The organism is Micromonospora sp. NPDC047465 (assembly GCF_040643125.1).
GTDB lineage: Bacteria > Actinomycetota > Actinomycetes > Mycobacteriales > Micromonosporaceae > Micromonospora.
Window position 1 is genome coordinate 273,447 of the sequence record NZ_JBEYTP010000003.1, and the last position, 21,420, is coordinate 294,866.

A 21,420-nucleotide genomic window follows, 5' to 3' on the forward strand; every position below is an offset into this window, starting at 1 on the left:
GGGCCGTCGGGCACTATTGGGCCTTTGCCCCGAAACAGGCCGCCCGGTCCGGAAGAGGAGTGAACCCGTGCAGAGCTACCTCGGGACGATCGTCGCCGCGCTCGCCGCGGCGGCGATCGCCCTGTTCGTCGTCGAGGTCGTGCATCGCGTGGTCCGGCGGCTCGGCCGGCGCTCGCTGCTGCTGACCGAGCTCACCGAGCACGCGCACCGGTCGAGCCAGGTCGCCGCCACGGTCCTCGCCGTCCAGTTCGCCGTCCGCTTCAGCACCGGCTACGCGGTCGGCGAGCAGTGGCGGCAGGTGCTGCTGCACGCGCTGGTGCTCGGCGTGATCGCGAGCGTCGCCTGGCTGGTCGCCTCGCTGCTCGTGGTGGCGGAGGACACGGCGCTCGCCCGGTTCCGGGTGGACGTGCCGGACAACCGGCACGCGCGGCGGGTGCGGACCCAGGTGGTGATGCTGCGCCGGTTGACCATCGCGGTGATCGTCGTCCTGGCGGTCGGCGTCATGCTGATGACCTTCCCGGCCGTACGCGGCATCGGCGCCGGCGTGCTGACCAGCGCCGGTGTCGTCGGTGTGGTCGCCGCGCTCGCCGCGCAGAGCCTGCTGGGCAACGTCTTCGCCGGCCTCCAGCTCGCCTTCAGCGACGCGGTGCGCCTCGACGACGTGGTGGTGGTCGAGGGGGAGTGGGGCCGGATCGAGGAGCTGACCCTCAGCTACGTGGTGGTGCAGATCTGGGACGACCGCCGGCTGATCCTGCCCACCTCGTACTTCACCACCAAGCCGTTCCAGAACTGGACCCGCACGGAGGCGGCCGTGCTGGGCACCGCCGAGTTCGACGTCGACTGGGCGATCCCGGTGCAGGCCATGCGGGAGGAGCTGCGCCGCCTGGTGGAGAGCACCGACCTGTGGGACGGCCGGGTCTGCGTGCTCCAGGTGACCGACGCGACCGGCGGCATGATCAAGGTGCGCGCCCTGGTCAGCGCGGCCGACGCCGGCAGCCTGTGGGACCTGCGCTGCCTGGTCCGCGAGCACCTGGTCGCCTGGATCCGGGACCAGCGGCCGACCGCGATGCCCCGGATGCGTACCGAGATCGGCGACGCGGAGAGCAACCTGCCGTGGCAGTGGGTACGGCCCCGCCGGCCGGTGCGCCGCCTCGCCGACGGCGAGGTGCCCGACGACGCCCGGGTCTTCGGCGGCAGCGACGACGGCGACGCCCGCAGCGAGGCCTTCGTCGGCCCCGACGAGCCCGCCGCCGAAACCCGCCGCTGACCCCCGCACCCTCGTCCCCGCCCCGCCCCCGCGAAGTGGGGGAGCGGGAGGGCCGGGGGAGGGTCGTGACCTGTGGGGGCTGGGGACGGTTGGAGGTGTGGGTGGGGTTGTGCCTCGTGGGGTGACCGGGCGGAGTGCGCTGGCTCGGGAAGTTTGACCGGGCGTTTCGTGGGGACCTGCTGCGCGACGCTTCTGCACCTCCTCCCGCGCGCCGTCCATCGGCACGGGGGACGCGGCGGCCCGGGCTCACCGGCCGCCGCGCGAAGGATTGACGGGCGGCGACTCCGGGCATACAGCGCGGTGATGATGAAAGGAGGACAGCATGGCTGACGTGGCGAACGCCCGCACATCCCGCGACGGGAGCGAGCCGTCCACCGCCGAGCTGGTGCAGCGGGCCACGGAGCAGGTCTCCCGCCTGGTCCGCGACGAGCTGGCCCTGGCCCGCGCGGAGCTGACCCAGAAGGGCAAGCATGCCGGCATCGGCATCGGCCTCTTCGGCGGCGGCGGGGCGCTGGCGCTCTACGGCCTGGGCGCCCTGGTCGCCACCGCGATTCTGCTGCTCGATCTGGTGCTGCCGGCCTGGGCCGCGGCCCTGATCGTCGCGGTGGTGCTCTTCGTGGTGGCCGGCATCCTCGCCCTGGTGGGCAAGAAGCAGGTCAGCCAGGCGGTCCCGCCGGTGCCGGCGGCCACGGTGCGTAGCGTCCGGGCCGACGTCGACACCGTCGCCGCCGCCGTGAAGGACAGGGGGCGGGCATGACGACGGGCAACGGCCGGGGCACCGGCGACACCGAGGCCCTCCGGGAGGAGATCCGGCGGACCCGGGTCGAGTTGGGCGAGACCATGGAGGCGCTGGCCGCCAAGGCCGACGTCAAGGCACGCCTGAGGTCCTCCGCCGACCAGGCGAAGGAGCGGATGCGGGAGCAGGCCGCGCAGACCGTGGCCCGGGTGCGCGGGCAGGCGGCGCAGAAGGCGCAGCTCGCGCGAGGGCAGGCGCAGGAGACGGGCGCGGTCGTCCGGCGCAACCCGGCGCCGTTCGTGGCCCTCGCGGCCGGTGCGGTGGCCGCCGCTATCGTGCTGCTGATCGTCCGGGGGAGGCGCAGGTGAGCAGGAACATCGGCAGGGCCGCGTACAAGCCGGTCGGCGTGCTGATGGGCATCGCCGCCGGTGCGGTCGCGGGCATGATCTTCCGGCAGGTCTGGAAGGTGACGGCGGGCGACGGCGAGGCGCCCAGCGCCACCGACGAGGACCGCGGCTGGGGCGAGATCCTGGCGGCGGCGGCCTTGCAGGGCGCCATCTTCGCGGTCGTCCGGGCCGCCGTCGACCGGGGCGGCGCGGTGGGCGTACGCCGGCTGACCGGGCACTGGCCGGACTGACCGGGCATTCACCGAAGGCCCCCTCCCCGCAGCGGGTGAGGGGGCCTTTCGCACGGTGGTAAGCGCCCACCCAGCGGATCTTCGGCATCCGTCAGGTCACATGTCGGAGAATTTCGTCGGGTAGGCTGTGCAGAGTTTTTGCGTACGTGGTTTGCTGTTCCACGCTGTTGAGAGATGGCGTGGGTTGAGAGAAGTCTCCTTCAATGGGGGCCGCCTCAGGCGCCGCTGCTCGAAAACGGCCAATCGGCCGCACGGCGTGCTCGGCCGCCAGTTTTAGAAGGAGATACACATGGCGCAGGGAACCGTGAAGTGGTTCAACGCTGACAAGGGCTTCGGCTTCATCACCGTCGACGGCGGGGGTGCTGACGTGTTCGTCCACTTCTCGGCCATCCAGACCAGCGGCTACCGCACGCTGGAGGAGAACCAGCGGGTGGAGTTCGAGATCGCCCAGGGTCAGAAGGGTCCGCAGGCCGAGCAGGTCCGCCCCATCTGAGCACCGCCGGTCGGCAGTCGCCGACCGGTGGATGATCCGACGCCCGGATCACCAGTGAAGCCCCGTATCCCGCCCGGGATGCGGGGCTTTCCGCGTATCCGGGCGCGGTCGGCGCGCCGGGGGCGGGAGCGCAGGGGCGGCTCAGCGGCGTCGGCGGGCGCGCAGCCCGGACCAGAGCAGGGCGAGTCCGATCAGGACGACGAGCGGCCCGAGGATCGCCCAGATCCGCTGGTCGGTCATCAGGCTGCCCTCGACGTAGCCGAGGCCCTGCACCGTCCAGACCGCCCCGCCGACCACGGCGAGCAGGCCGAGGGTGAGCGGCAGCCAGCCCTTCATCGTGACTCCCCTCCGTCGATCCCCGTCCCGGGGAACCGTCCGACGAGCTGCTCACTGCCCGGCCCGATCACCCCGACGTGCCGCCCCGGCCGGGGGAAGGTCCGCTGCTCCATGCCACCGAGCCTAGTGATCCCGCTTGTGGGGCCGCGCCACGGGCCGTACGGTTAACAAGACGGACGTACGGTTTGGGAGGCTGTGATGTGGGATCCGACGACATACCTGCGCTACGGTGACGAGCGCTCCCGGCCCTTCCACGACCTGCTCGCGCGGGTCCCGGCCGAGCGACCGCGCGCCGTGGTCGACCTCGGCTGCGGGCCCGGCAACCTGACGGAGACCCTCGCCGGACGCTGGCCGGACAGCCGCGTCGTCGGCCTCGACTCCTCTGCGGAGATGATCGCGCGGGCACACGCCACCGCGTCCCCGGTCTCCTTCGCGGTGGGCGACGTCCGGGACTGGCGGCCGGAATCCGATGTGGACGTGGTGGTCAGCAACGCGGTGCTGCAGTGGGTCCCCGGCCATCGCGAGCTGCTCGCCCGCTGGGCGCGTGAGCTGCCCGGCGGGGCCTGGCTGGCGGTGCAGGTGCCGGGCAACTTCGACGCGCCGTCACACCGGGCGCTGCGCGAGGTCGCCGGCCGCCCGGCCTGGCGCGCCGACCTCGCTCCACTGCTGCGCGAGGCCCCGGTCGACGACGCCACCGGCTACGCCGGGTTGCTGACCGGTGCCGGCTGCGCCGTGGACGCCTGGGAGACTACCTACGTGCACCTGCTGCCGGCCCGCGCCGACGCGGACCACCCCGTGCTGACCTGGATGGAGGGCACCGCGCTCCGGCCGGTCCGCGCGGCCCTGGACGCCGCCGGCTGGGCCGACTTCCGGGCCGAACTCGGCGTACGCCTCGCGCAGGCGTACCCGGTGCGGCACGGTCAGGTGTACTTCCCGTTCCGACGCGTCTTCTTCGTCGCCCGTACCGGCGCCCGTGCAGAGGAGAACATGTGACCGACCTGCAACCCTTCATCGCCGGACTGCCCAAGGTGGAGCTGCACGTGCACCACGTCGGCTCCGCCTCGCCCCGGATCGTCGCCGAGCTGGCCGCCCGCCACGAGGGCCGCAGCCCCGTGCCCGCGGACCCGGCCGCGCTCGCCGACTACTTCGCCTTCCGCGACTTCGCGCACTTCATCGAGGTCTACCTGAGCGTCGTGGACCTCATCCGCGACCAGGAGGACGTCTGGATCCTCACCCACGAGGTGGCCCGCGAGCTGGCCCGCCAGCAGGTCCGCTACGCCGAGCTGACCGTGACGCCCTACTCGCACGTGCACCGGGGCATCCCCGCCCCGGCGTTCTGCGAGGCGATCGAGGACGCCCGCAAGCGGGCCGCGGCGGACTTCGGCATCGAGCTGCGCTGGTGCTTCGACATCCCCGGCGAGGCGGGCCTGCCGGCGGCCGAGGAGACCCTGCGGATCTCGCTGGAGGAGCGCCCGGACGGGCTGATCAGCTTCGGCCTGGGCGGCCCGGAGATCGGCGTGCCCCGGCCGCAGTTCAAGCCGTACTTCGACCGGGCCCGGGCGGCCGGCCTGCGTTCGGTGCCGCACGCCGGCGAGACCACCGGCCCGCAGACGGTCTGGGACGCGCTGCGCGACCTGGGCGCGGAGCGGATCGGGCACGGCATCTCCGCCGCGCAGGACCCGGAGCTGCTGGCCCACCTCGCCGAGCACCGGATCGGCATGGAGGTCTGCCCGACCTCCAACGTGCGGACCCGGGCGGTCGCCACCATCGACGAGCACCCGTTGCGGCAGTTGGTCGACGCCGGCCTGCTGGTCACCATCAACTCCGACGATCCGCCGATGTTCGGCACCACCCTCAACGACGAGTACGCCGTCGCGGCCCGGCTGCTCGACGCGGGCCCGGAGGGGCTGGCGGCGCTGGCCCGCAACGCGGTGACCGCCTCCTTCCTGGACCCCGCGGGCAAGCAGCGGATCGGCGCCGAGATCGACGCCTACGTGGCGGCCGCCACCCGCTGAACGGGACGGGGGAGCCGGTGCGCGGCGTGGCAGGAGAGCGTCGCGCACCGTGCGGAAGGGTGTGGCGGGAGGAAGTGTGGCGCGCGGCGGGAGCAGGTTGTGGGGGGACCGTTGCTCCCGCCGCGCGCACGGCTCCACCGGCCGGTGGGCGCTCGGGGCAGTGACCGGTGGAACTGATGGGTTCGTGGAAGATCATGCCAGTCCGCGACGGGTCGGTCGCCGCGGTTAATCGGGATCTAAGGAAGACTTGCGCCGGCCCACAGCTCGGCCGACCAGCCCGAACCGGCTGACCTGCCGGGGCGTCGCCTCGGGGTCGGCGAGCAGCATGACCACGCTCGCCCCGCCGAGCCGGGCCCGGTCGATGCTCACCGAGCCGTTGGCCTGCAACGCCACCCGCTTGGCGATGTCCAGCCCCAGCCCGGTGGAGCCCTGGTCGCTGGCACCCCGGCGCAGCGCCCGGTCGGGGTTGGCGATCCCGGGCCCGGCGTCGTCGATCCGGATGGCCACGTAGCCGTCGCGGCGGGAGACCGCCACCTCGAACGCGGTGCCCTGCGGGGTGTAGCGGAAGACGTTGCCGATCACCGCGTCCAGCGCGGCGGCCAGCTCGGCCCGTGGCACCGGCGCCGGGATGCGCAGCTGGGCGCCGGTCACCCGGTGCGGGCGGTTCTGGTCGCCGGCCAGCGCGGCCCAGAACACCATCCGGTCCCGGACCACCTCGCTGACGTCGCACATCGCCGGCCCCGCCTCGTGCGTCACCGCCTTGCGGGTGGTCTTGATCAGCACGTCGATCTCGCCCTCGAGGGTGACGATCGCCTGCCGGATCCGTCGGATGCCGCGCCGCCGATCCAGCTCCGCCTCGCTGAACGAGCCCACGCTGGTGTCGTCGGACTCCAGCGCCTCGGCGTCGAGCCGTAGCACGGTCAGCGGGGTGCGCAGCCGGTGCGACAGGTCGGCGACCAGCTCCCGATCGTCGGTGCGCGCCGCGACCATCCGGTCGGCCATCCGGTTGAAGGCGTACCCGGCCTCGGCCAGCTCGCGCGGGCCGCTGGGCTCGACGCGTACGGCCAGGTCGCCGTCGCCGATCGCGAGCGCCGCCCTGACCAGCCCCCGGGCCGAGTCGACCGCGCGGGCGGCGACCCGGTCGACCACCAGCACCGCCGCGCCCACCAGCGCGGCGGCCACCCCGAGCAGCAGCAGCCACCGGCCGCCGGCGCCCTCGTCCAGCGCCGACTCGGGCACGAAGACCTCCACCACGGCGGTGCGGTCGCCGAGCACCACCGGGTCGAGCCGGAGCACGCCGCCGTCGACGTCGACGACCACGGAGCGCCGCTCGGCCCGTGCCCGCTCCAGGTCCGCGCCGCCGGCCCGGCCCGCGGACCCGTCGGCCCCCAGGCCGTGTACGACGGGCCGGGTGGCCGGGTCGTCGCCGCTGGCGGCCACGGCGCGCTGCACCACGGCGGGATCGGTGCTGACCGCGAGCGCCCCGGTCACCAGCGCGCTGCGGCGGGCGGCATCCGCGATCGCCTCATCGCGGGCCCGGTCACCGAGGCCGGTGGCGAGCGGGACGAGGAAGGCGAGCGCGACCAGGGCGCACATGCCGGCCGTGAGACGGGCCAGCGACGCCCTCAGTCCGGCGCCACCAACCGGAAGCCGACCCCCCGCACGGTGCGCAGGTAGCGCGGCTTCGCCGCGGACTCGCCCATTTTGCGACGCAGCCAGTAAAGGTGAACGTCGATGGTCTGGTCCTCGCCGACCGACGGCTGCCGCCATACCTCCTCCAGAAGTTCCCGGCGGGACACTACCCGGCCCGGACGTGCGGCGAGATACGCCAACAGGTCGAATTCCTTGCGGGTCAGCGCCAACGGCTCGCCGTCGAGGTGGGCGCTGCGCTCCCCGACGTCCACCCGCAGCCCGCCGACGCTGTGCACGGCCGGCTGCACCGCCCGGCTGGCCCGCCCGGCCCGGCGCAGCACCGTGGTGATCCGGGCGTCGAGGTGCGCGCCGGTGAACGGCTTGACCATGTAGTCGTCGGCCCCGGCGCGCAGCAGCCGGACCACGGACTGCTCGTCGTCGCGCGCGGTGGCGATGATGATCGGCACGTCGGTGATGCCGCGCAGCATCCGCAGCGCGTCCGAGCCGTCGAGGTCGGGCAGGCCGAGGTCGAGCACCACCAGGTCGGGGGTCTCGGCGGCCACGCGGCGCAGCGCGTCCAGCGCGGTGCCCACGGCGTGCACGGCGTGCCCCCGGTCGGCGAGGGACCGCAGCATCGCGCCGCGTACGACGTGATCGTCTTCGACCAGGAGCACGGTGGCCACGCCAAGACGGTACTCGGGGTGGCAAGTTGACCGCGTTGCGGCGCACCTGCGAACCGGGCAAGCTGGTACAACGATGTCCTTCACGCTCTTTGCCGACACCCGCCTCGCGCTCGCCCGGGACTCGCTCGCCGGCCTGTCGGTCGGCGACGCGCTCGGCTCGCAGTTCTTCGTCCCCGGCCGGCACCCGGCCGACCTGGCCGCCGGCAGGCTCCCCCCGGCGCCCTGGGAGTGGACCGACGACACCGAGATGGCCTGCTCGGTCGTCGCCGCCCTCGCCGCGGCGGGCACCATCGACCGGGACGCCCTCGCCATGGCCTTCGCCGAGCGCTGCGAGCCCTACCGGGGGTACGGGCCGGGCGCCGTGACGATCCTGCGGCTGATCCGCACGGGCACGCCGTGGCCGGTGGCGGCCGCCGCCGCCTTCGACGGGCAGGGCTCGTGCGGCAACGGCGCGGCGATGCGGGTCGGCCCGCTGGGCGCCTGGTTCGCCGACTCGACCGCCCGGGCGGCGGCGCAGGCCCGGGCGTCGGCCGAGGTGACCCACGCGCACCCGGAGGGCATCGCCGGGGCGGTCGCGGTGGCGGTGGCCGCCTCGCTGGCCGCCCGGGCCCGGCTGGACGGCCACCGGCCGCCCCCGCGCCGGCTGCTCGCCGGGGTGGCCGCCGCGCTGGACCCGGCCACCGAGGTGCACCGGGGCGTACGCAGGGCGGCCGATCTGCTCGACCGGCCGCTGCGCGAGGCCGTCGACGTGCTCGGCAACGGCTCCCGGGTCACCGCCCAGGACACCGTCGCCTTCACCTGCTGGGTGGCGGCCGTGCACCTGGACGACTATCCGGCGGCGATCGGCGCCTGCGTCGAGGCGGGCGGGGACGTGGACACCACCGCCGCCATCGTCGGCTCGGTGGTGGCCGCGCACACCGGGGTGGGCACCACCGGCGGGGTGCCCGCCGACTGGCTGGCCGCCCGCGAGCCGCTGCCGGACTGGTCCGCCTGACCCTTCCCGCCGGTCGGGCGGGTGCGCCCGTCGCGCCTCGACCGTGCCGCCCGCGACGTGCGGCGTGACGACGAGGTGCGCCGGGGCCGGCGTCCCACGGGTCGCGGGGGCGGTGGCGTCGCCGACCGTGCCGGCGGGGGCGACCGATAGCATCGCAGGAGCCGATCGCTCGGCGTCATCCGTACCGTCTGCTGGAGGAGTGACCGTGTCCGCACCCCGTACCCCCGCCGTGGCCGACCCCGTCGTCGTCGCCGCCGGGACCACGGCGGCCGACGCGGTGGCCGCGGCCGGGCTGCCCGCGGCCGGCCCGAAGGCGGTCGTCGTGGTCCGCGACCCGCAGGGCCAGCTGCGTGACCTGGACTGGTCGCCGCAGGTCGACACCGAGGTCGAGCCGGTCAGCCTCGACTCCCCGGACGGGCTCAACGTGCTGCGGCACTCCACCGCGCACGTGCTCGCCCAGGCCGTGCAGGACGTCTTCCCCGAGGCCAAGCTCGGCATCGGCCCGCCCATCGAGAACGGCTTCTACTACGACTTCGCCGTCGACAAGCCGTTCCAGCCCGACGACCTCGGCAAGCTCGAGAAGCGGATGCAGGAGATCATCAAGTCCGGCCAGCGGTTCCGCCGTCGCCGCTTCGGCAGCCTGGACGAGGCGAAGGCCGAGCTGGCCGCCGAGCCGTTCAAGCTGGAGCTGATCGACGTCAAGGGCGAGGGGCTGGACACCTCCGAGGTGATGGAGGTGGGCGGCGGCGAGCTGACCATCTACGACAACCTCGCCGCGACCGAGGACAAGGTCTGCTGGTCGGACCTGTGCCGCGGCCCGCACCTGCCGAACACCCGGCTGATCGGCGCGTTCAAGCTGATGCGCTCGGCCGCCGCGTACTGGCGGGGGTCGGAGAAGAACCCGCAGCTCCAGCGGGTGTACGGCACCGCCTGGCCGACCCGGGACGAGCTGAAGGCGTACCTGAAGCTGCTGGAGGAGGCCGCCCGGCGCGACCACCGCAAGCTCGGCGCGGACCTCGACCTGTTCAGCTTCCCCGACGAGATCGGTTCCGGCCTGGCGGTCTTCCACCCCAAGGGCGGCATCATCCGCCGCGAGTTGGAGAACTACTCCCGCCGCCGGCACGAGGCGGCCGGGTACGAGTTCGTCAACACCCCGCACATCACCAAGGCGCAGCTCTTCGAGACCTCCGGTCACCTGCCCTACTACGCCGACACGATGTTCCCGCCGATGCAGCTGGAGGGCGCGGAGTACTACCTCAAGGCCATGAACTGCCCGATGCACAACCTGATCTTCAGGGCGCGCGGGCGGTCGTACCGGGAGCTGCCGCTGCGGCTCTTCGAGTTCGGCACGGTCTACCGGTACGAGAAGTCCGGCGTGGTGCACGGCCTCACCCGGGTACGCGGCCTGACCCAGGACGACTCGCACATCTACTGCACCCGCGAGCAGATGGCGGGCGAGCTGACCACCCTGCTCACCTTCGTGCTCGACCTGCTGCGCGACTACGGCCTGGACGACTTCTACCTGGAGCTGTCCACCCGGGACGACTCGCCGAAGTTCATCGGCTCGGACGAGGACTGGGCGGAGGCCACGGAGGCCCTGCGCACCGCCGCCGAGGCATCCGGCCTGGACCTGGTGCCGGACCCGGGCGGCGCGGCCTTCTACGGCCCGAAGATCTCGGTGCAGGCCAAGGACGCGATCGGCCGGACCTGGCAGATGTCCACCATCCAGGTCGACTTCAACCAGCCGGCGCGGTTCGGGCTGGAGTACCAGGCGGCGGACGGCAGCCGACAGCAGCCGGTGATGATCCACCGGGCGCTCTTCGGCTCGATCGAGCGCTTCTTCGGGGTGCTCACCGAGCACTACGCGGGCGCGTTCCCGGCCTGGCTGGCCCCGGTGCAGGTGGTGGGCATCCCGATCCGCGAGGACCACACCGACTACCTGCACGGCTTCGTCGCGGCGCTGCGGGCCGAGGGGATCCGCGCCCAGGTGGACGCGGGCGACGACCGGATGCAGAAGAAGATCCGCAACGCCCAGCAGCAGAAGATCCCGTTCATGGTGATTGCCGGCGACGACGACGTGGCGGCCGGCACGGTCTCGTTCCGCTACCGGGACGGCTCGCAGCGCAACGGGGTGCCGATCGCCGACGCGGTGGCCCACGTGCTCGACGTGGTCGGCTCGCGCACCAACGTCGGCCCGTCGGCCGCCTGATCCACCACGCACCGGAGTCCTCGACGCACGAAGTCCCCCCGCCGGCGGCGGGGGGACTTCGTGCGTCGGGCCGTCGGGCGTCAGATCCCGCAGGTCGGTGCGGACCAGGACCGGCTCGGCGTGTTGCCCAGGTGGGTGTGGTCGTTGTGGCCCGGGTAGCCGGGGCCGAGGATGTTGCTGAAGCCGTGGTAGCGGGCCTGCTGGGCGAGCCGGCACAGCGAGGGCGACCCGACCAGGTCGACCCCGTCGCCGTAGAGGTGCCGGCTGTTGCTGGCGCCGCCGACCGCGCTGTTGCAGGCGTAGCTGCGGAAGCCGCTGCTGATGTAGAGCGGCACGTTGCCGAGTGCGCGCCGCATGGCCTGGAGCTTCCACATCGACACGCGGGCGTTGAAGCGGGCGGTGCTGGCCGACACCGCGCCGCCGGACCAGTCGCTGTTGCACCTGTTCCACTCCGCGTAGCTGAAGCTGACCGGGGTGCAGTCGTCGTCCTGGAGCGCGTAGATCTGGTTGAAGGTCTGCGGCCCGGCGATGCCGTCGGCGCCCAGCCCGTACGCCTGCTGGAAGCGGATCACAGCGGACCGGGTGCCCGGGCCGTACACGCCGTCGAGGGCGAGCACGGCGCCGTAGCCGGGGTAGCCCGAGACCCTGATCTGGAGTTGCCGGACGTCCTCGCCGGACATCCCCTCGGACAGGGTGCGTCCCCACGTGTAACAGCCGTCGGCGTGGGCCGCGCCGGCGGTGAAGGTGACGCCGACCACGGTGGTGGCGGCGGTCAGCGCGAGCGCCGCGAGGAATCTGCCGAACCGTCGGATCACGGAGACCTCCATCGGTCTATGGAAGCAAATCGATGGATGGAAGTTTCAACGGTGCACTTCGATTCGTCAACAACTTCCAGCGCCGGGTTCCCCACGGCGGGCCTCGCCGGTCGTCGGGCCGCTCCGTAGTATCGGCGTGTGACTGGGGTGGAACGGCACACGGACAGCGGCATGGCCGACGGCCTGGAGCGGCTCTGGACGCCGCACCGGATGACCTACATCTCGGGCGAGGACCGTCCCGAGGGCTACGAGAAGCCGAAGGGGTGCCCCTTCTGCCTCGCCCCCGGCCTGCCGGCGGAGCAGAGCCTCGTCGTCGCGCGCGGCGCGCACGTCTTCGTGGTGCTCAACCTCTACCCGTACAACCCGGGTCACCTGCTGGTCTGCCCCTACCGGCACGTCGCCGACTACACCGACCTCGACGGGCCGGAGACCGCCGAGCTGGCGTCGTTCACCCAGACCGCGATGCGGGTGATCCGCAAGGTCAGCAACGCCCACGGGTTCAACCTCGGGATGAACCAGGGCGGGGTGGCCGGCGCCGGGATCGCCGCGCACCTGCACCAGCACGTCGTGCCCCGCTGGGGCGGGGACGCCAACTTCATGCCGGTGATCGGGCGCACCAAGGTGCTGCCGCAACTGCTCGGGGACACCCGGGAGCTGCTCGCCCGCGCCTGGCCCTCCTGACCCGGCTCACCGCGCCCGGCCCGCCCGACTCCGGCCCGCCCGCGCCCGGCCCGCCCCACTCGCCCGCGCCCGGCCCGGTAGGGCGGACGGGCGGGCCGGACGGGCCGGGTCGGGATCCCGCACGGCGGCGGGGACTTCGCCCCGGGGCGGGAACCGGAGGTGGCACGATGCGTCGATGGCAGTCACGACACGGACGTTGGGCCGCAGCGGTATCGAGGTCAGCGCGCTGGGCATGGGGTGCTGGGCGATCGGCGGCCCCTGGGCCGAGGGCACCCAGCCGCTGGGCTGGGGCGCCGTCGACGACGAGGAGTCCGTCCGGGCGGTACGCCGCGCGCTCGACCTCGGCGTGACCCTCTTCGACACCGCCGACACCTACGGGGCGGGGCACTCGGAGCGGGTCCTGGGCCGGGCGCTCGCCGGCCGCCGCGACGAGGCCGTGATCGCCACCAAGTGGGGCCACACCTTCGACGAGGCGACCCGCCAGGCCACCGGCGCGGACAGCTCCCCGGCGTACCTGCGGCGGGCGCTGGAGGAGTCGCTTCGCCGGCTCGGCACCGACCGGATCGACCTCTACCAGTTGCACCTCGCCGACCTGTCGGTGCCCCGGGCCGAGGCGCTCGTCGGCACCCTGGAGGACCTGGTCGCCGACGGGTTGATCCGCGCGTACGGCTGGAGCACCGACCGCCCCGACCGGGCGGCCGCCTTCGGCCAGGGCGCCCGGCACGCCACCGCCGTGCAGCACACCCTCTCGGTGCTCCGGGACGCCCCCGAGCTGCTCGCCGTCTGCGACAAGTACGACCTGGCCAGCGTCAACCGGGGGCCGCTGGGGATGGGCCTGCTCTCCGGCAAGTACACGACCGGCTCCACCCTGCCCCGCGACGACGTGCGGGGGGTGGCACCGGGCTGGCTGGAGTGGTTCCGGGGCGGCCGGCCCGCCCCGGAGTGGCTGCGGCGGGCCGCCGCCGTGCGGGCGGCGCTGACCGCCGACGGCCGCACCCCGGCCCAGGGCGCGCTGGGCTGGATCTGGGCGCGCAGCGGGCGCACCGTCCCGATCCCCGGCTGCCGCACCGTCGCGCAGGTCGAGGAGAACGCCGCCGCCCTGCACCGGGGGCCGCTGCCGGCCGACCAGTTCGCCGAGGTGGAACGCCAGTTGGCGGCCCTCCGCTCGGCCGCGCTCCGCGAGGCCGACCGCCCCCACCACCCGAGCCCCATGCTCCCCACCGCCCGCCCCTGACGCGCCCCAGCCGCCGGAGCGCCGTGGATCACGCGGTTGTGGTGGGCGTCGCGCCCCGGATCACCCGTTTCGCCGGGCAGCTCCACCGCGCCGAGCGGCTCCGTGCCACAACCGTGTGAACCGACCCCGCGAGGAGCCCGGTCAGGGGTGGCTGCCGTGTTCCTTGCGGACCTGGTCGGCCAGGTGGGCGGGCATGGGGTCGTAGCGGACGAAGTGGCGGCGGAAGGTGCCGGTGCCCGACGTCATCGACCGCAGCTCGACCGCGTAACGGAGCAGCTCCGTGGCGGGCACCTCGGCGCGGACCAGGGTGCGCCCCTCGACGTCCGCGTCCGGCTCGGTGCCGAGCACCCGGCCGCGCCGCCCGGACAGGTCGCCCATCACCGCGCCGACGGACGAGTCGGACACCCGGATCACCACCTCGTCGACCGGCTCCAGCAGCGCCGGCTGGCCCTTCTCGGCGGCGTCCCGCAGCGCCAGCGCGCCGGCGGTCTGGAAGGCCGCGTCGGAGGAGTCCACGCTGTGCGCCTTGCCGTCGAAGAGGGTCACCCGCAGGTCCACCACCGGATGGCCGGCGACCAGGCCCCGCTCCATCTGGGCGCGTACGCCCTTCTCGACGGAGGGGATGTAGTTGTGCGGCACCGCGCCGCCGACCACTCGGTCGACGAACTCGAAGCCGGCTCCGCGCGGCAGCGGCTCGACCTCGATGGCGCAGACGGCGTACTGCCCGTGGCCGCCGGACTGCTTGACGTGCCGGCCGTGCCCCTTGGCCGGGACGGTCAGCGTCTCGCGCAGCGCGACCCGGACCGGCTCGGTGTCCAGCTCCACCCCGCCCGCGCGCAGCCGCTCCAGCACCACGTCGGCGTGCGCCTCGCCCATGCACCAGAGCACCAGCTGGTGTGTCTCCGGGTTGCGCTCCAACCGCATGGTCGGGTCGCCGGCGACCAGGCGGGCCAGGTTGCGCGCGAGGGCGTCCTCGTCGGCGCGGCTGTGGGCCACGACGGCGACCGGCAGCAGCGGCTCGGGCATCTCCCAGGGGGCGATCAGCAGCGGGTCGTCCTTGGCGGAGATCGTGTCGCCGGTCTCCGCGCTGCCCGACTTGGTGATCGCGCAGATGTCGCCGGCCACGCAGGCGCCCACCTCGCGCAGGCTCGCGCCCAGCGGGGTGTAGATGTGCCCGACCCGCTCGTCGGCGTCGTGGTCGGGGTGGCCGCGCTCGGCCATCCCGTGCCCGGAGACGTGCACGGTCTGCTCCGGGCGCAGCGTGCCGGAGAAGACCCGGACCAGGGAGACCCGGCCGACGTGCCGGTCGACGGTCGTCTTGACCACCTCGGCCACCAGCGGGCCGTCCGGGTCGCAGGCCAGCGGCGGGCGGGGCGAGTCGTCCACCCCGGCGACCGCCGGCAGCTCGTGCTCCAGCGGCGACGGGAAACCGGCGGTGAGCACCTCCAGCAGCGCGTCCAGCCCGACCCCGGTCTCCGCGCAGACCGGCACCACCGGGTAGAAGTGGCCCCGCGCGACCGCCTTCTCCAGGTCCTCGACCAGCACCTCGGTGCCGATCTCCTCGCCCGAGAGGTAGCGGTCCATCAGGGACTCGTCCTCGCTCTCGGCGATGATCCCCTCGATCAGCTCGTTGCGGGACTCGACGATGGCCGGCAGGTGCTCCGGGTCCGGCTCGCGCACGTCGGCCGGCAGCCCGGCGGTGTAGTCGAAGACCCGGCGGGTGATCAGGCCGAGCAGGCCGACGGTGGAGACGCCGTCGTCGCCGAGCATCGGCAGGTAGAGCGGGAGCACGTTGTCGCCGAAGACCCGCTGGCAGAGCGCCACCGCCTCGTCGAAGTCGGCGCGGGGGTGGTCGAGCCGGGCGACGGCGACGGCCCGGGGCATGTCGACCGCCGCGCACTCCTCCCACAGGGCGGCGGTGGCGGCGTCCATCCCGTCGACGGCGGAGACCACGAACAGCGCCGCGTCGGCGGCCCGCAGCCCCGCGCGCAACTCGCCCACGAAGTCGGCGTAGCCGGGGGTGTCGAGCAGGTTGACCTTGATTCCGTCGTGCAGCAGCGGCGCGCAGGCCAGGCTCACCGAGCGCTGCTGGCGTACGGCCGCCGGGTCGTGGTCGCAGACGGTGCTGCCGTCGGCGACGGTGCCGGCCCGGCCGATCGTGCCGGTCGCCGCGAGCAGCGCCTCGACCAGGGTCGTCTTGCCCGCTCCGGAGTGCCCGACGAGCACCACGTTGCGGATCCGGCCCGGCTCGGTCACCACCGGCGCGCCGCCGGCGGCCCCCTTCTCCTGACTTTTCTGCGCCATGGGGCGCACCTCCCTCAGCCGTGGTTGGTGGCGACCGCCGCGCGCGACGGGGAAGCGGCCCGAGCGGGTTCCGCGGCGATATCCTCCGGTGCTCTGCAGGGTTACGGGTAATCAACGGGCGGGTGGGTGAGCTGACTCACCTTCCTGGCTCGATCTCACACCTGCTGCGGGGCCGGCACAAGCCTCCGCCCTGCGCGGGTCGCTGACCGGCCGTACCGCCGGTGCCGGCGGGACCGTTATCGTGGGACCGCCATGGCGAAGATCTTCCAAGTGACGGCCCGCGCGGGGATGACCCGCGTCGTCGAGCCGGTCGCACGCGGCCTGCTCCGAGCGGGCGTAACCCCCAACGCGGTCACCGTGGCGGGCACCCTCGGGGTGCTCGTCGGTGCGCTCGGCTTCGGTGCCCGCGGTCATCTGGTCGCCGGGGCCCTGATCGTGACCGTGTTCGCGCTCACCGACCTGCTCGACGGGACGATGGCCCGGATGAGCGGCGGCTCCACGAAATTCGGGGCGTTCCTCGATTCGAGCATGGACCGGATCGCCGACAGCGCGGTCTTCGGCGCGGTCGCGTACTGGCTCGCCACCGAGCACGACCATTCGGGCGTCGCCGCCGCGCTGATCTGCCTGGCCGCCGGCGGCCTGGTCTCCTACGTCAAGGCCCGGGCCGAGGGGCTCGGCATGACGTGCAACGTGGGCATCGCCGAGCGCACCGAGCGGCTGCTCATCGTCGGCGTCGGCGGGCTGCTCACCGGCCTCGGCGTCGATCCCGCGCTGGAGATCGCGCTCTGGCTGCTCGCCGCGGTGTCGATCTTCACCGTCGGCCAGCGGATGGCCCACGTCTACCGCCAGGCCCAGCGGGTGCACACCCCGGGCGGGCAGGGGTGAGCGCGACGAGCGCCGGTCGGTCGCCGTCCGGGGGCCGGCGCCGGTGAAACTCACCGAGCTCGGCTACGTCGCCGGGTGGCGCGTGATCCGCGCGCTGCCCCGGCCCGTCGTGGCCGCGGCGTTCCGGGCGGGCGCCGACCGCGCCCACCGCCGCGGCGGCGGGGGTACGGCCCGACTGCGCGCGAACCTGCGCCGGGTGGTCGGCCCCGACCTGCCCGAGGCCGACCTCGACGAGCTGGTCCGCCACGGCCTGCGCTCGTACGCCCGCTACTGGATGGAGGCGTTCCGGCTGCCCTCGCTCAGCCGGACGGAGATCCTGGCCGGCTTCCGGCTCGACGGCGAGGAGCTGCTCGCGGCCGACGTGGCGGCCGGCCGGGGCGCGGTGGTGGCGTTGCCGCACGCCGGCAACTGGGACGCCGCCGGCGCCTGGGTCGCGGCGACTGGCTGGCCGATCACCACGGTCGCCGAGCGGCTCAAGCCCGAGGGCGTCTACCAGCGGTTCCTCGCCTTCCGGCGGAGCCTGGGCATGGAGATCCTGCCCACCCACGGCGGCGACCGGCCGGCGTTCGACGTGCTGGTCGACCGGGTCCGGGCCGGCACGGTGGTGCCCCTGCTGGCCGACCGGGACCTCTCCGCCCGGGGGGTGGAGGTCGACTTCTTCGGGGCCCGCACCCGGATGCCGCCGGGCCCGGCCCTGCTCGCCCTGCGCACCGGGGCGCCCCTCTACGTCGCCTCGATGTGGTACGAGGCGGACGCGGCCTGCGCGTCGATCGAGGGTCCGCTGCCGCTGCCCGACCCCGAGGAGGGCCCGCTCGACCGGCGGGTCCGGTCGCTGACCCAGCGGATCGCCGACGGTCTGGCGGCGGGCATCGCCCGGCATCCGGAAGACTGGCACATGTTGCAGCGGATGTGGCTGGACCAGCACGGCACGGGTGGCGGCGCGACCCTGCCCTCCCCGGCTGCCGGACAGGCGTAAGGGAGGCGTTGAGGCGTGCGCATCGGCATCGTGTGCCCGTACTCCTTCGACGTGCCCGGCGGGGTGCAGAACCACGTCATGGACCTCGCCGAGGCGCTGATCGGCCTCGGGCACGAGGTGAGCGTGCTCGCCCCGGCCGACGAGGACTCCCCGCTGCCGCCGTACGTGGTGCCGGCGGGGCGGGCGGTGCCGCTGCCGTACAACGGCTCGGTGGCGCGGATCGCGTTCGGCCCGGTCTCCACGGCGCGGGTGCGGCGCTGGATCACCCGGGGCGAGTTCGACGTGCTGCACGTGCACGAGCCGCTGACCCTGAGCCTGTCGCTGCTGGCCGTGCTCTCCGCCCGAGGGCCGGTGGTGGCCACCTTCCACACGGCGATGACCCGGTCGCGGGCGCTCGCCGCCGCGCAGGGGGTGCTCCAGATCGTGCTGGAGCGGATCACCGCCCGGATCGCGGTCAGCGCGCTGGCGCGCAAGGTGCAGGTCGAGCACATGGACGGCGGCGCGGTGGAGATCCCCAACGGGGTGGCCGTCGCGAAGTTCAACCACGCGCAGCCGCTGCCCGGCTGGCCGGGGGAGTGCGCGCCCGGGCGGGGCGGCGCGATCGGCTTCCTCGGCCGGTTCACCGAGGCCCGCAAGGGTTTCCCGATCCTGCGCGACGCCTTCGTCGAGCTGGCCCGGCAGCGTCCCGGGCTGCGACTGCTGGTGGCCGGCCCCGGCGACCCGGACGACCTGTTCGGGCGCTTCCCGGTCGAGCTGCGCGACCAGGTGACCTTCCTCGGGCTGGTCTCGGAGGAGGACAAGGCGCGGATGCTGCGCAGCGTGCACCTCTACGTGGCGCCGAACACCGGCGGGGAGTCCTTCGGCATGATCCTCACCGAGGCGCTCGCGGCGGGCACCACCGTCGTGGCCAGCGACCTCGACGCGTTCCGCCGCGTGCTCGACGGCGGCCGGGCCGGCCGGCTCTTCCCGACGGGGGACCGGCCCGCGTTGCGTACCGCCCTGGCCGACCTGCTCGACGATCCCGACGGGCGGGCCGCGCTGACCGCCTGCGGCGACCAGGTGGTGGCCACCTTCGACTGGCCGGTGGTCGCCCGCCGGGTCCTGGAGGTGTACGCGGCGGCGATCGAGGCCACCGACGGGCGGGTCATGGACACCGAATGGGTGGGGCTGGACTGACGATGTCGGGCATGTGGTGGGGGGTGGTCGCGGCCCTGGCCGTGGGGCTGGTCGCGGCGTACCTGGTCTGGACCGCCGGCCGGGTCGACCGGCTGCACGGCCGGGCCGAGCTGGCCGCCCGCGCCCTGGACGCCCACCTGCTGCGCCGCGCGGCGGCCGCCGCGGTCCTGGCCGAGCGGCGCTACGGCGTCGAGCTGTACGCGGCGGCGCGGATCGCGCTGGACGCGCAGCCGGACGAGCGGGAGGCCGCCGAGAACGACCTCACCCGCCAGTTGCGTGCCGTGGAGCTGGACCCGGCCGATCCGGACTGCGAGGCGGTGATCGGCGCCAGCCGGCGGCTCGCCCTGGCCCGCCAGGTGCACACCGACCTGGTCCGCGACGCCCGCGCGGCCCGCGGCCGTCGGCTGGTGCGGCTGCTGCGCATGGGGCGCCGCCGGCCCTGGCCGCGCTACTTCGACATCGACGACCCCACCCTCACCGTCCCGGCGGACGTCCCCGCCGGCTGAGGCGGGCCCGGACCCGACAGAACGCCCAGACGGGACGCCGGACGCACCCGGCGACCGGGCGGTGGCGGGGCGGTGACGACTGCCACAGGGCAGGCCACCGTGGGTCTGATTGGCTGTCGGACGGGCGTTGGGACGGCCGTAGCATTTTCGCAGCCACCCCATCCCCGAGCACGTCGAGGAGCGATGACCCGTGCCCGAAACGACTGCCCAGAACGCCAGCGCCAGCCCGGTCACCGGCACCGCCCGCGTCAAGCGTGGCATGGCCGAGATGCTCAAGGGCGGCGTGATCATGGACGTGGTCAACGCCGAGCAGGCCAAGATCGCCGAGGACGCCGGCGCCGTCGCCGTGATGGCGCTGGAGCGGGTGCCCGCCGACATCCGCGCCCAGGGCGGGGTGTCCCGGATGAGCGACCCCGACATGATCGACGGCATCATCAACGCCGTCTCCATCCCGGTGATGGCGAAGGCCCGGATCGGCCACTTCGTGGAGGCCCAGATCCTCCAGTCGCTCGGCGTCGACTACGTCGACGAGTCCGAGGTGCTGACCCCGGCCGACTACGCCAACCACATCGACAAGTGGGCCTTCACCGTCCCCTTCGTCTGCGGCGCGACCAACCTCGGCGAGGCCCTGCGCCGGATCACCGAGGGCGCGGCCATGATCCGCTCCAAGGGCGAGGCCGGCACCGGTGACGTCTCCAACGCCACCACCCACATGCGCAGGATCCGGCAGGAGATCCGCCGGCTGGGCTCGCTGCCGACCGACGAGCTGTACGTGGCCGCCAAGGAGCTTCAGGCGCCGTACGAGCTGGTCAAGGAGGTCGCCGAGAGCGGCAAGCTGCCCGTGGTGCTGTTCACCGCCGGTGGCATCGCCACCCCGGCCGACGCCGCGATGATGATGCAGCTCGGCGCCGAGGGAGTGTTCGTCGGCTCCGGCATCTTCAAGTCCGGCAACCCGGCGCAGCGGGCCGCCGCGATCGTCAAGGCCACCACCTTCCACGACGACCCGGACGTGCTGGCCAAGGTCTCCCGGGGCCTGGGCGAGGCGATGGTCGGCATCAACGTCGACGACATCCCGCAGCCGCACCGCCTGGCCGAGCGCGGCTGGTGACGTGCGGGGAAGGGCACCTTCCTGACGTCTGACGCGCAGGAAGGGCCCCTTTCCGACCGCCATTCAGGAAAGGAGCGGCAGATGGGCGACGCACCCGTGATCGGAGTGCTCGCGCTCCAGGGCGACGTACGCGAGCACGTCGCCGCCCTCGCCGCGGCGGGCGCGGACGCCCGCCCGGTGCGTCGGGCGCAGGAGTTGGACGCGGTGGACGGGCTGGTGATTCCCGGGGGCGAGTCCACCACGATCAGCAAGCTCGCCGACATCTTCGAGATGCGCGAGCCGATCGACAAGCGGATCGCCGGCGGGATGCCGGTCTACGGCTCGTGCGCCGGCATGATCATGCTGGCCACCGAGGTCCTCGACGGTCGGCCCGACCAGCGCGGCTTCGCCGGCATCGAGATGACCGTGCGGCGCAACGCGTTCGGGCGGCAGGTCGACTCGTTCGAGGCGCCGGTGGCGATCACCGGCGTCGAGGGCGGGCCGTTCCACGCGGTGTTCATCCGGGCACCGTGGGTCGAGCGGGTCGGCGACGGCGTCGAGGTGCTCGGCACGGTGACCGAGGGCCCGGCCGCCGGGCGGATCGTGGCGGTCCGGCAGGGCAACCTGCTGGCCACCTCGTTCCATCCCGAACTGACCGGCGACGCGCGCGTGCACGCGTACTTCGTGGAGCTGGTCCGGGCGTCGCGTTGAGCGGCGGCGAGCCGTGCCTTGTTTTCGCCCCGTCTGTCCTGGT

Annotated in this window: 22 protein-coding genes; 17 read left to right on the top strand and 5 right to left on the bottom strand. The window is 74.0% G+C overall.

Annotation, left to right across the window (positions count from 1 at the left end; translation table 11 throughout):
* Positions 1-67 precede the first annotated feature (67 nt).
* The 5 genes from ABZ793_RS05290 to ABZ793_RS05310 all read left to right on the top strand — a co-directional run bounded on the left by ABZ793_RS05290 (position 68) and on the right by ABZ793_RS05310 (position 3,133).
* Complete coding sequence (locus tag ABZ793_RS05290; protein ID WP_357452195.1) at positions 68-1,267, top strand: mechanosensitive ion channel family protein; 1,200 nt, start codon at positions 68-70, stop codon at positions 1,265-1,267.
* A 322-nt stretch (positions 1,268-1,589) separates the two neighbouring features.
* Entirely contained in the window at positions 1,590-2,024 is a 435-nt protein-coding gene (locus ABZ793_RS05295) for a phage holin family protein (RefSeq protein WP_357452198.1), read from the top strand.
* Positions 2,021-2,371, top strand: coding sequence for a DUF3618 domain-containing protein (locus ABZ793_RS05300; protein ID WP_357452201.1), 351 nt, complete (start codon positions 2,021-2,023; stop codon positions 2,369-2,371). Before ABZ793_RS05295 ends, ABZ793_RS05300 begins: the two co-directional genes overlap by 4 nt.
* A complete protein-coding gene (locus tag ABZ793_RS05305) occupies positions 2,368-2,640 on the top strand; it encodes a DUF4235 domain-containing protein (RefSeq protein WP_350706268.1) in 273 nt (90 codons plus the stop codon). Before ABZ793_RS05300 ends, ABZ793_RS05305 begins: the two co-directional genes overlap by 4 nt.
* Before the next feature lie 289 nt (positions 2,641-2,929).
* Entirely contained in the window at positions 2,930-3,133 is a 204-nt protein-coding gene (locus ABZ793_RS05310) for a cold-shock protein (protein WP_007075740.1), read from the top strand.
* Positions 3,134-3,274: 141 nt separating this feature from the next.
* Here the strand turns inward: ABZ793_RS05310 and ABZ793_RS05315 are convergent, their stop codons facing one another.
* Positions 3,275-3,469 (bottom strand): hypothetical protein, encoded by a 195-nt coding sequence (locus ABZ793_RS05315; RefSeq protein ID WP_357452205.1) that lies wholly within the window; start codon positions 3,467-3,469, stop codon positions 3,275-3,277.
* Positions 3,470-3,667: 198 nt separating this feature from the next.
* Here ABZ793_RS05315 and ABZ793_RS05320 point away from each other — a divergent pair, with 198 nt between their 5' ends.
* Positions 3,668-4,462: a trans-aconitate 2-methyltransferase gene (locus ABZ793_RS05320; protein WP_357452208.1), complete on the top strand. Its 795-nt coding sequence runs from the start codon at positions 3,668-3,670 to the stop codon at positions 4,460-4,462.
* The gene (locus tag ABZ793_RS05325; RefSeq protein ID WP_357452211.1) at positions 4,459-5,484 is read left to right on the top strand and encodes an adenosine deaminase; all 1,026 of its coding nucleotides are present in this window, start codon (positions 4,459-4,461) and stop codon (positions 5,482-5,484) included. The genes ABZ793_RS05320 and ABZ793_RS05325 overlap by 4 nt, the downstream gene beginning before the upstream one ends.
* Positions 5,485-5,709: 225 nt before the next feature.
* On the opposite strand, the gene ABZ793_RS05330 is transcribed toward ABZ793_RS05325, so the two are convergent.
* Together ABZ793_RS05330 and ABZ793_RS05335 are read right to left on the bottom strand one after the other, a co-directional pair.
* On the bottom strand, positions 5,710-7,080 hold the full coding sequence (locus ABZ793_RS05330) for a HAMP domain-containing sensor histidine kinase (RefSeq protein ID WP_357452213.1): 1,371 nt from the start codon (positions 7,078-7,080) through the stop codon (positions 5,710-5,712).
* A 29-nt stretch (positions 7,081-7,109) separates the two neighbouring features.
* Positions 7,110-7,799 carry a response regulator transcription factor gene (locus ABZ793_RS05335; RefSeq protein ID WP_357452216.1) on the bottom strand — a complete coding sequence of 230 codons (690 nt, stop codon included), beginning with the start codon at positions 7,797-7,799 and terminating at the stop codon, positions 7,110-7,112.
* A 73-nt stretch (positions 7,800-7,872) separates the two neighbouring features.
* On the opposite strand from ABZ793_RS05335, the gene ABZ793_RS05340 reads away from it, so the two are divergent.
* Positions 7,873-8,793 (top strand): ADP-ribosylglycohydrolase family protein, encoded by a 921-nt coding sequence (locus ABZ793_RS05340; protein ID WP_357452219.1) that lies wholly within the window; start codon positions 7,873-7,875, stop codon positions 8,791-8,793.
* Between the two features lie 205 nt (positions 8,794-8,998).
* Positions 8,999-11,002 (top strand): threonine--tRNA ligase, encoded by a 2,004-nt coding sequence (gene thrS / locus ABZ793_RS05345; protein WP_357452222.1) that lies wholly within the window; start codon positions 8,999-9,001, stop codon positions 11,000-11,002.
* 80 nt (positions 11,003-11,082) lie between these two features.
* Here the strand turns inward: thrS and ABZ793_RS05350 are convergent, their stop codons facing one another.
* Positions 11,083-11,829, bottom strand: coding sequence for a D-Ala-D-Ala carboxypeptidase family metallohydrolase (locus ABZ793_RS05350; RefSeq protein ID WP_357452225.1), 747 nt, complete (start codon positions 11,827-11,829; stop codon positions 11,083-11,085).
* A 159-nt stretch (positions 11,830-11,988) separates the two neighbouring features.
* Here ABZ793_RS05350 and ABZ793_RS05355 point away from each other — a divergent pair, with 159 nt between their 5' ends.
* Together ABZ793_RS05355 and ABZ793_RS05360 are read left to right on the top strand one after the other, a co-directional pair.
* Complete coding sequence (locus ABZ793_RS05355) at positions 11,989-12,498, top strand: HIT domain-containing protein (protein WP_357452343.1); 510 nt, start codon at positions 11,989-11,991, stop codon at positions 12,496-12,498.
* A gap of 175 nt (positions 12,499-12,673) precedes the next feature.
* Positions 12,674-13,732, top strand: coding sequence for an aldo/keto reductase (locus tag ABZ793_RS05360; protein ID WP_357452228.1), 1,059 nt, complete (start codon positions 12,674-12,676; stop codon positions 13,730-13,732).
* 141 nt (positions 13,733-13,873) lie between these two features.
* Here ABZ793_RS05360 and ABZ793_RS05365 read toward each other — a convergent pair whose 3' ends face one another.
* Complete coding sequence (locus tag ABZ793_RS05365; RefSeq protein ID WP_357452231.1) at positions 13,874-16,036, bottom strand: elongation factor G-like protein EF-G2; 2,163 nt, start codon at positions 16,034-16,036, stop codon at positions 13,874-13,876.
* A gap of 252 nt (positions 16,037-16,288) precedes the next feature.
* Here ABZ793_RS05365 and pgsA point away from each other — a divergent pair, with 252 nt between their 5' ends.
* The 6 genes from pgsA (at position 16,289) to pdxT (ending at position 21,377) form a co-directional block, all read left to right on the top strand.
* Complete coding sequence (pgsA, locus tag ABZ793_RS05370) at positions 16,289-16,921, top strand: phosphatidylinositol phosphate synthase (protein ID WP_357452234.1); 633 nt, start codon at positions 16,289-16,291, stop codon at positions 16,919-16,921.
* Positions 16,922-16,964: 43 nt separating this feature from the next.
* Entirely contained in the window at positions 16,965-17,897 is a 933-nt protein-coding gene (locus tag ABZ793_RS05375; RefSeq protein ID WP_357452237.1) for a phosphatidylinositol mannoside acyltransferase, read from the top strand.
* 15 nt (positions 17,898-17,912) lie between these two features.
* Entirely contained in the window at positions 17,913-19,073 is a 1,161-nt protein-coding gene (locus ABZ793_RS05380; RefSeq protein WP_357452240.1) for a glycosyltransferase family 4 protein, read from the top strand.
* A 2-nt stretch (positions 19,074-19,075) separates the two neighbouring features.
* The gene (locus ABZ793_RS05385; protein ID WP_350706682.1) at positions 19,076-19,579 is read left to right on the top strand and encodes a hypothetical protein; all 504 of its coding nucleotides are present in this window, start codon (positions 19,076-19,078) and stop codon (positions 19,577-19,579) included.
* Between the two features lie 190 nt (positions 19,580-19,769).
* Positions 19,770-20,687: a pyridoxal 5'-phosphate synthase lyase subunit PdxS gene (pdxS, locus tag ABZ793_RS05390; protein ID WP_357452243.1), complete on the top strand. Its 918-nt coding sequence runs from the start codon at positions 19,770-19,772 to the stop codon at positions 20,685-20,687.
* 81 nt (positions 20,688-20,768) lie between these two features.
* Positions 20,769-21,377: a pyridoxal 5'-phosphate synthase glutaminase subunit PdxT gene (gene pdxT / locus ABZ793_RS05395; RefSeq protein ID WP_357452246.1), complete on the top strand. Its 609-nt coding sequence runs from the start codon at positions 20,769-20,771 to the stop codon at positions 21,375-21,377.
* The last annotated feature ends 43 nt before the right edge of the window (positions 21,378-21,420 follow it).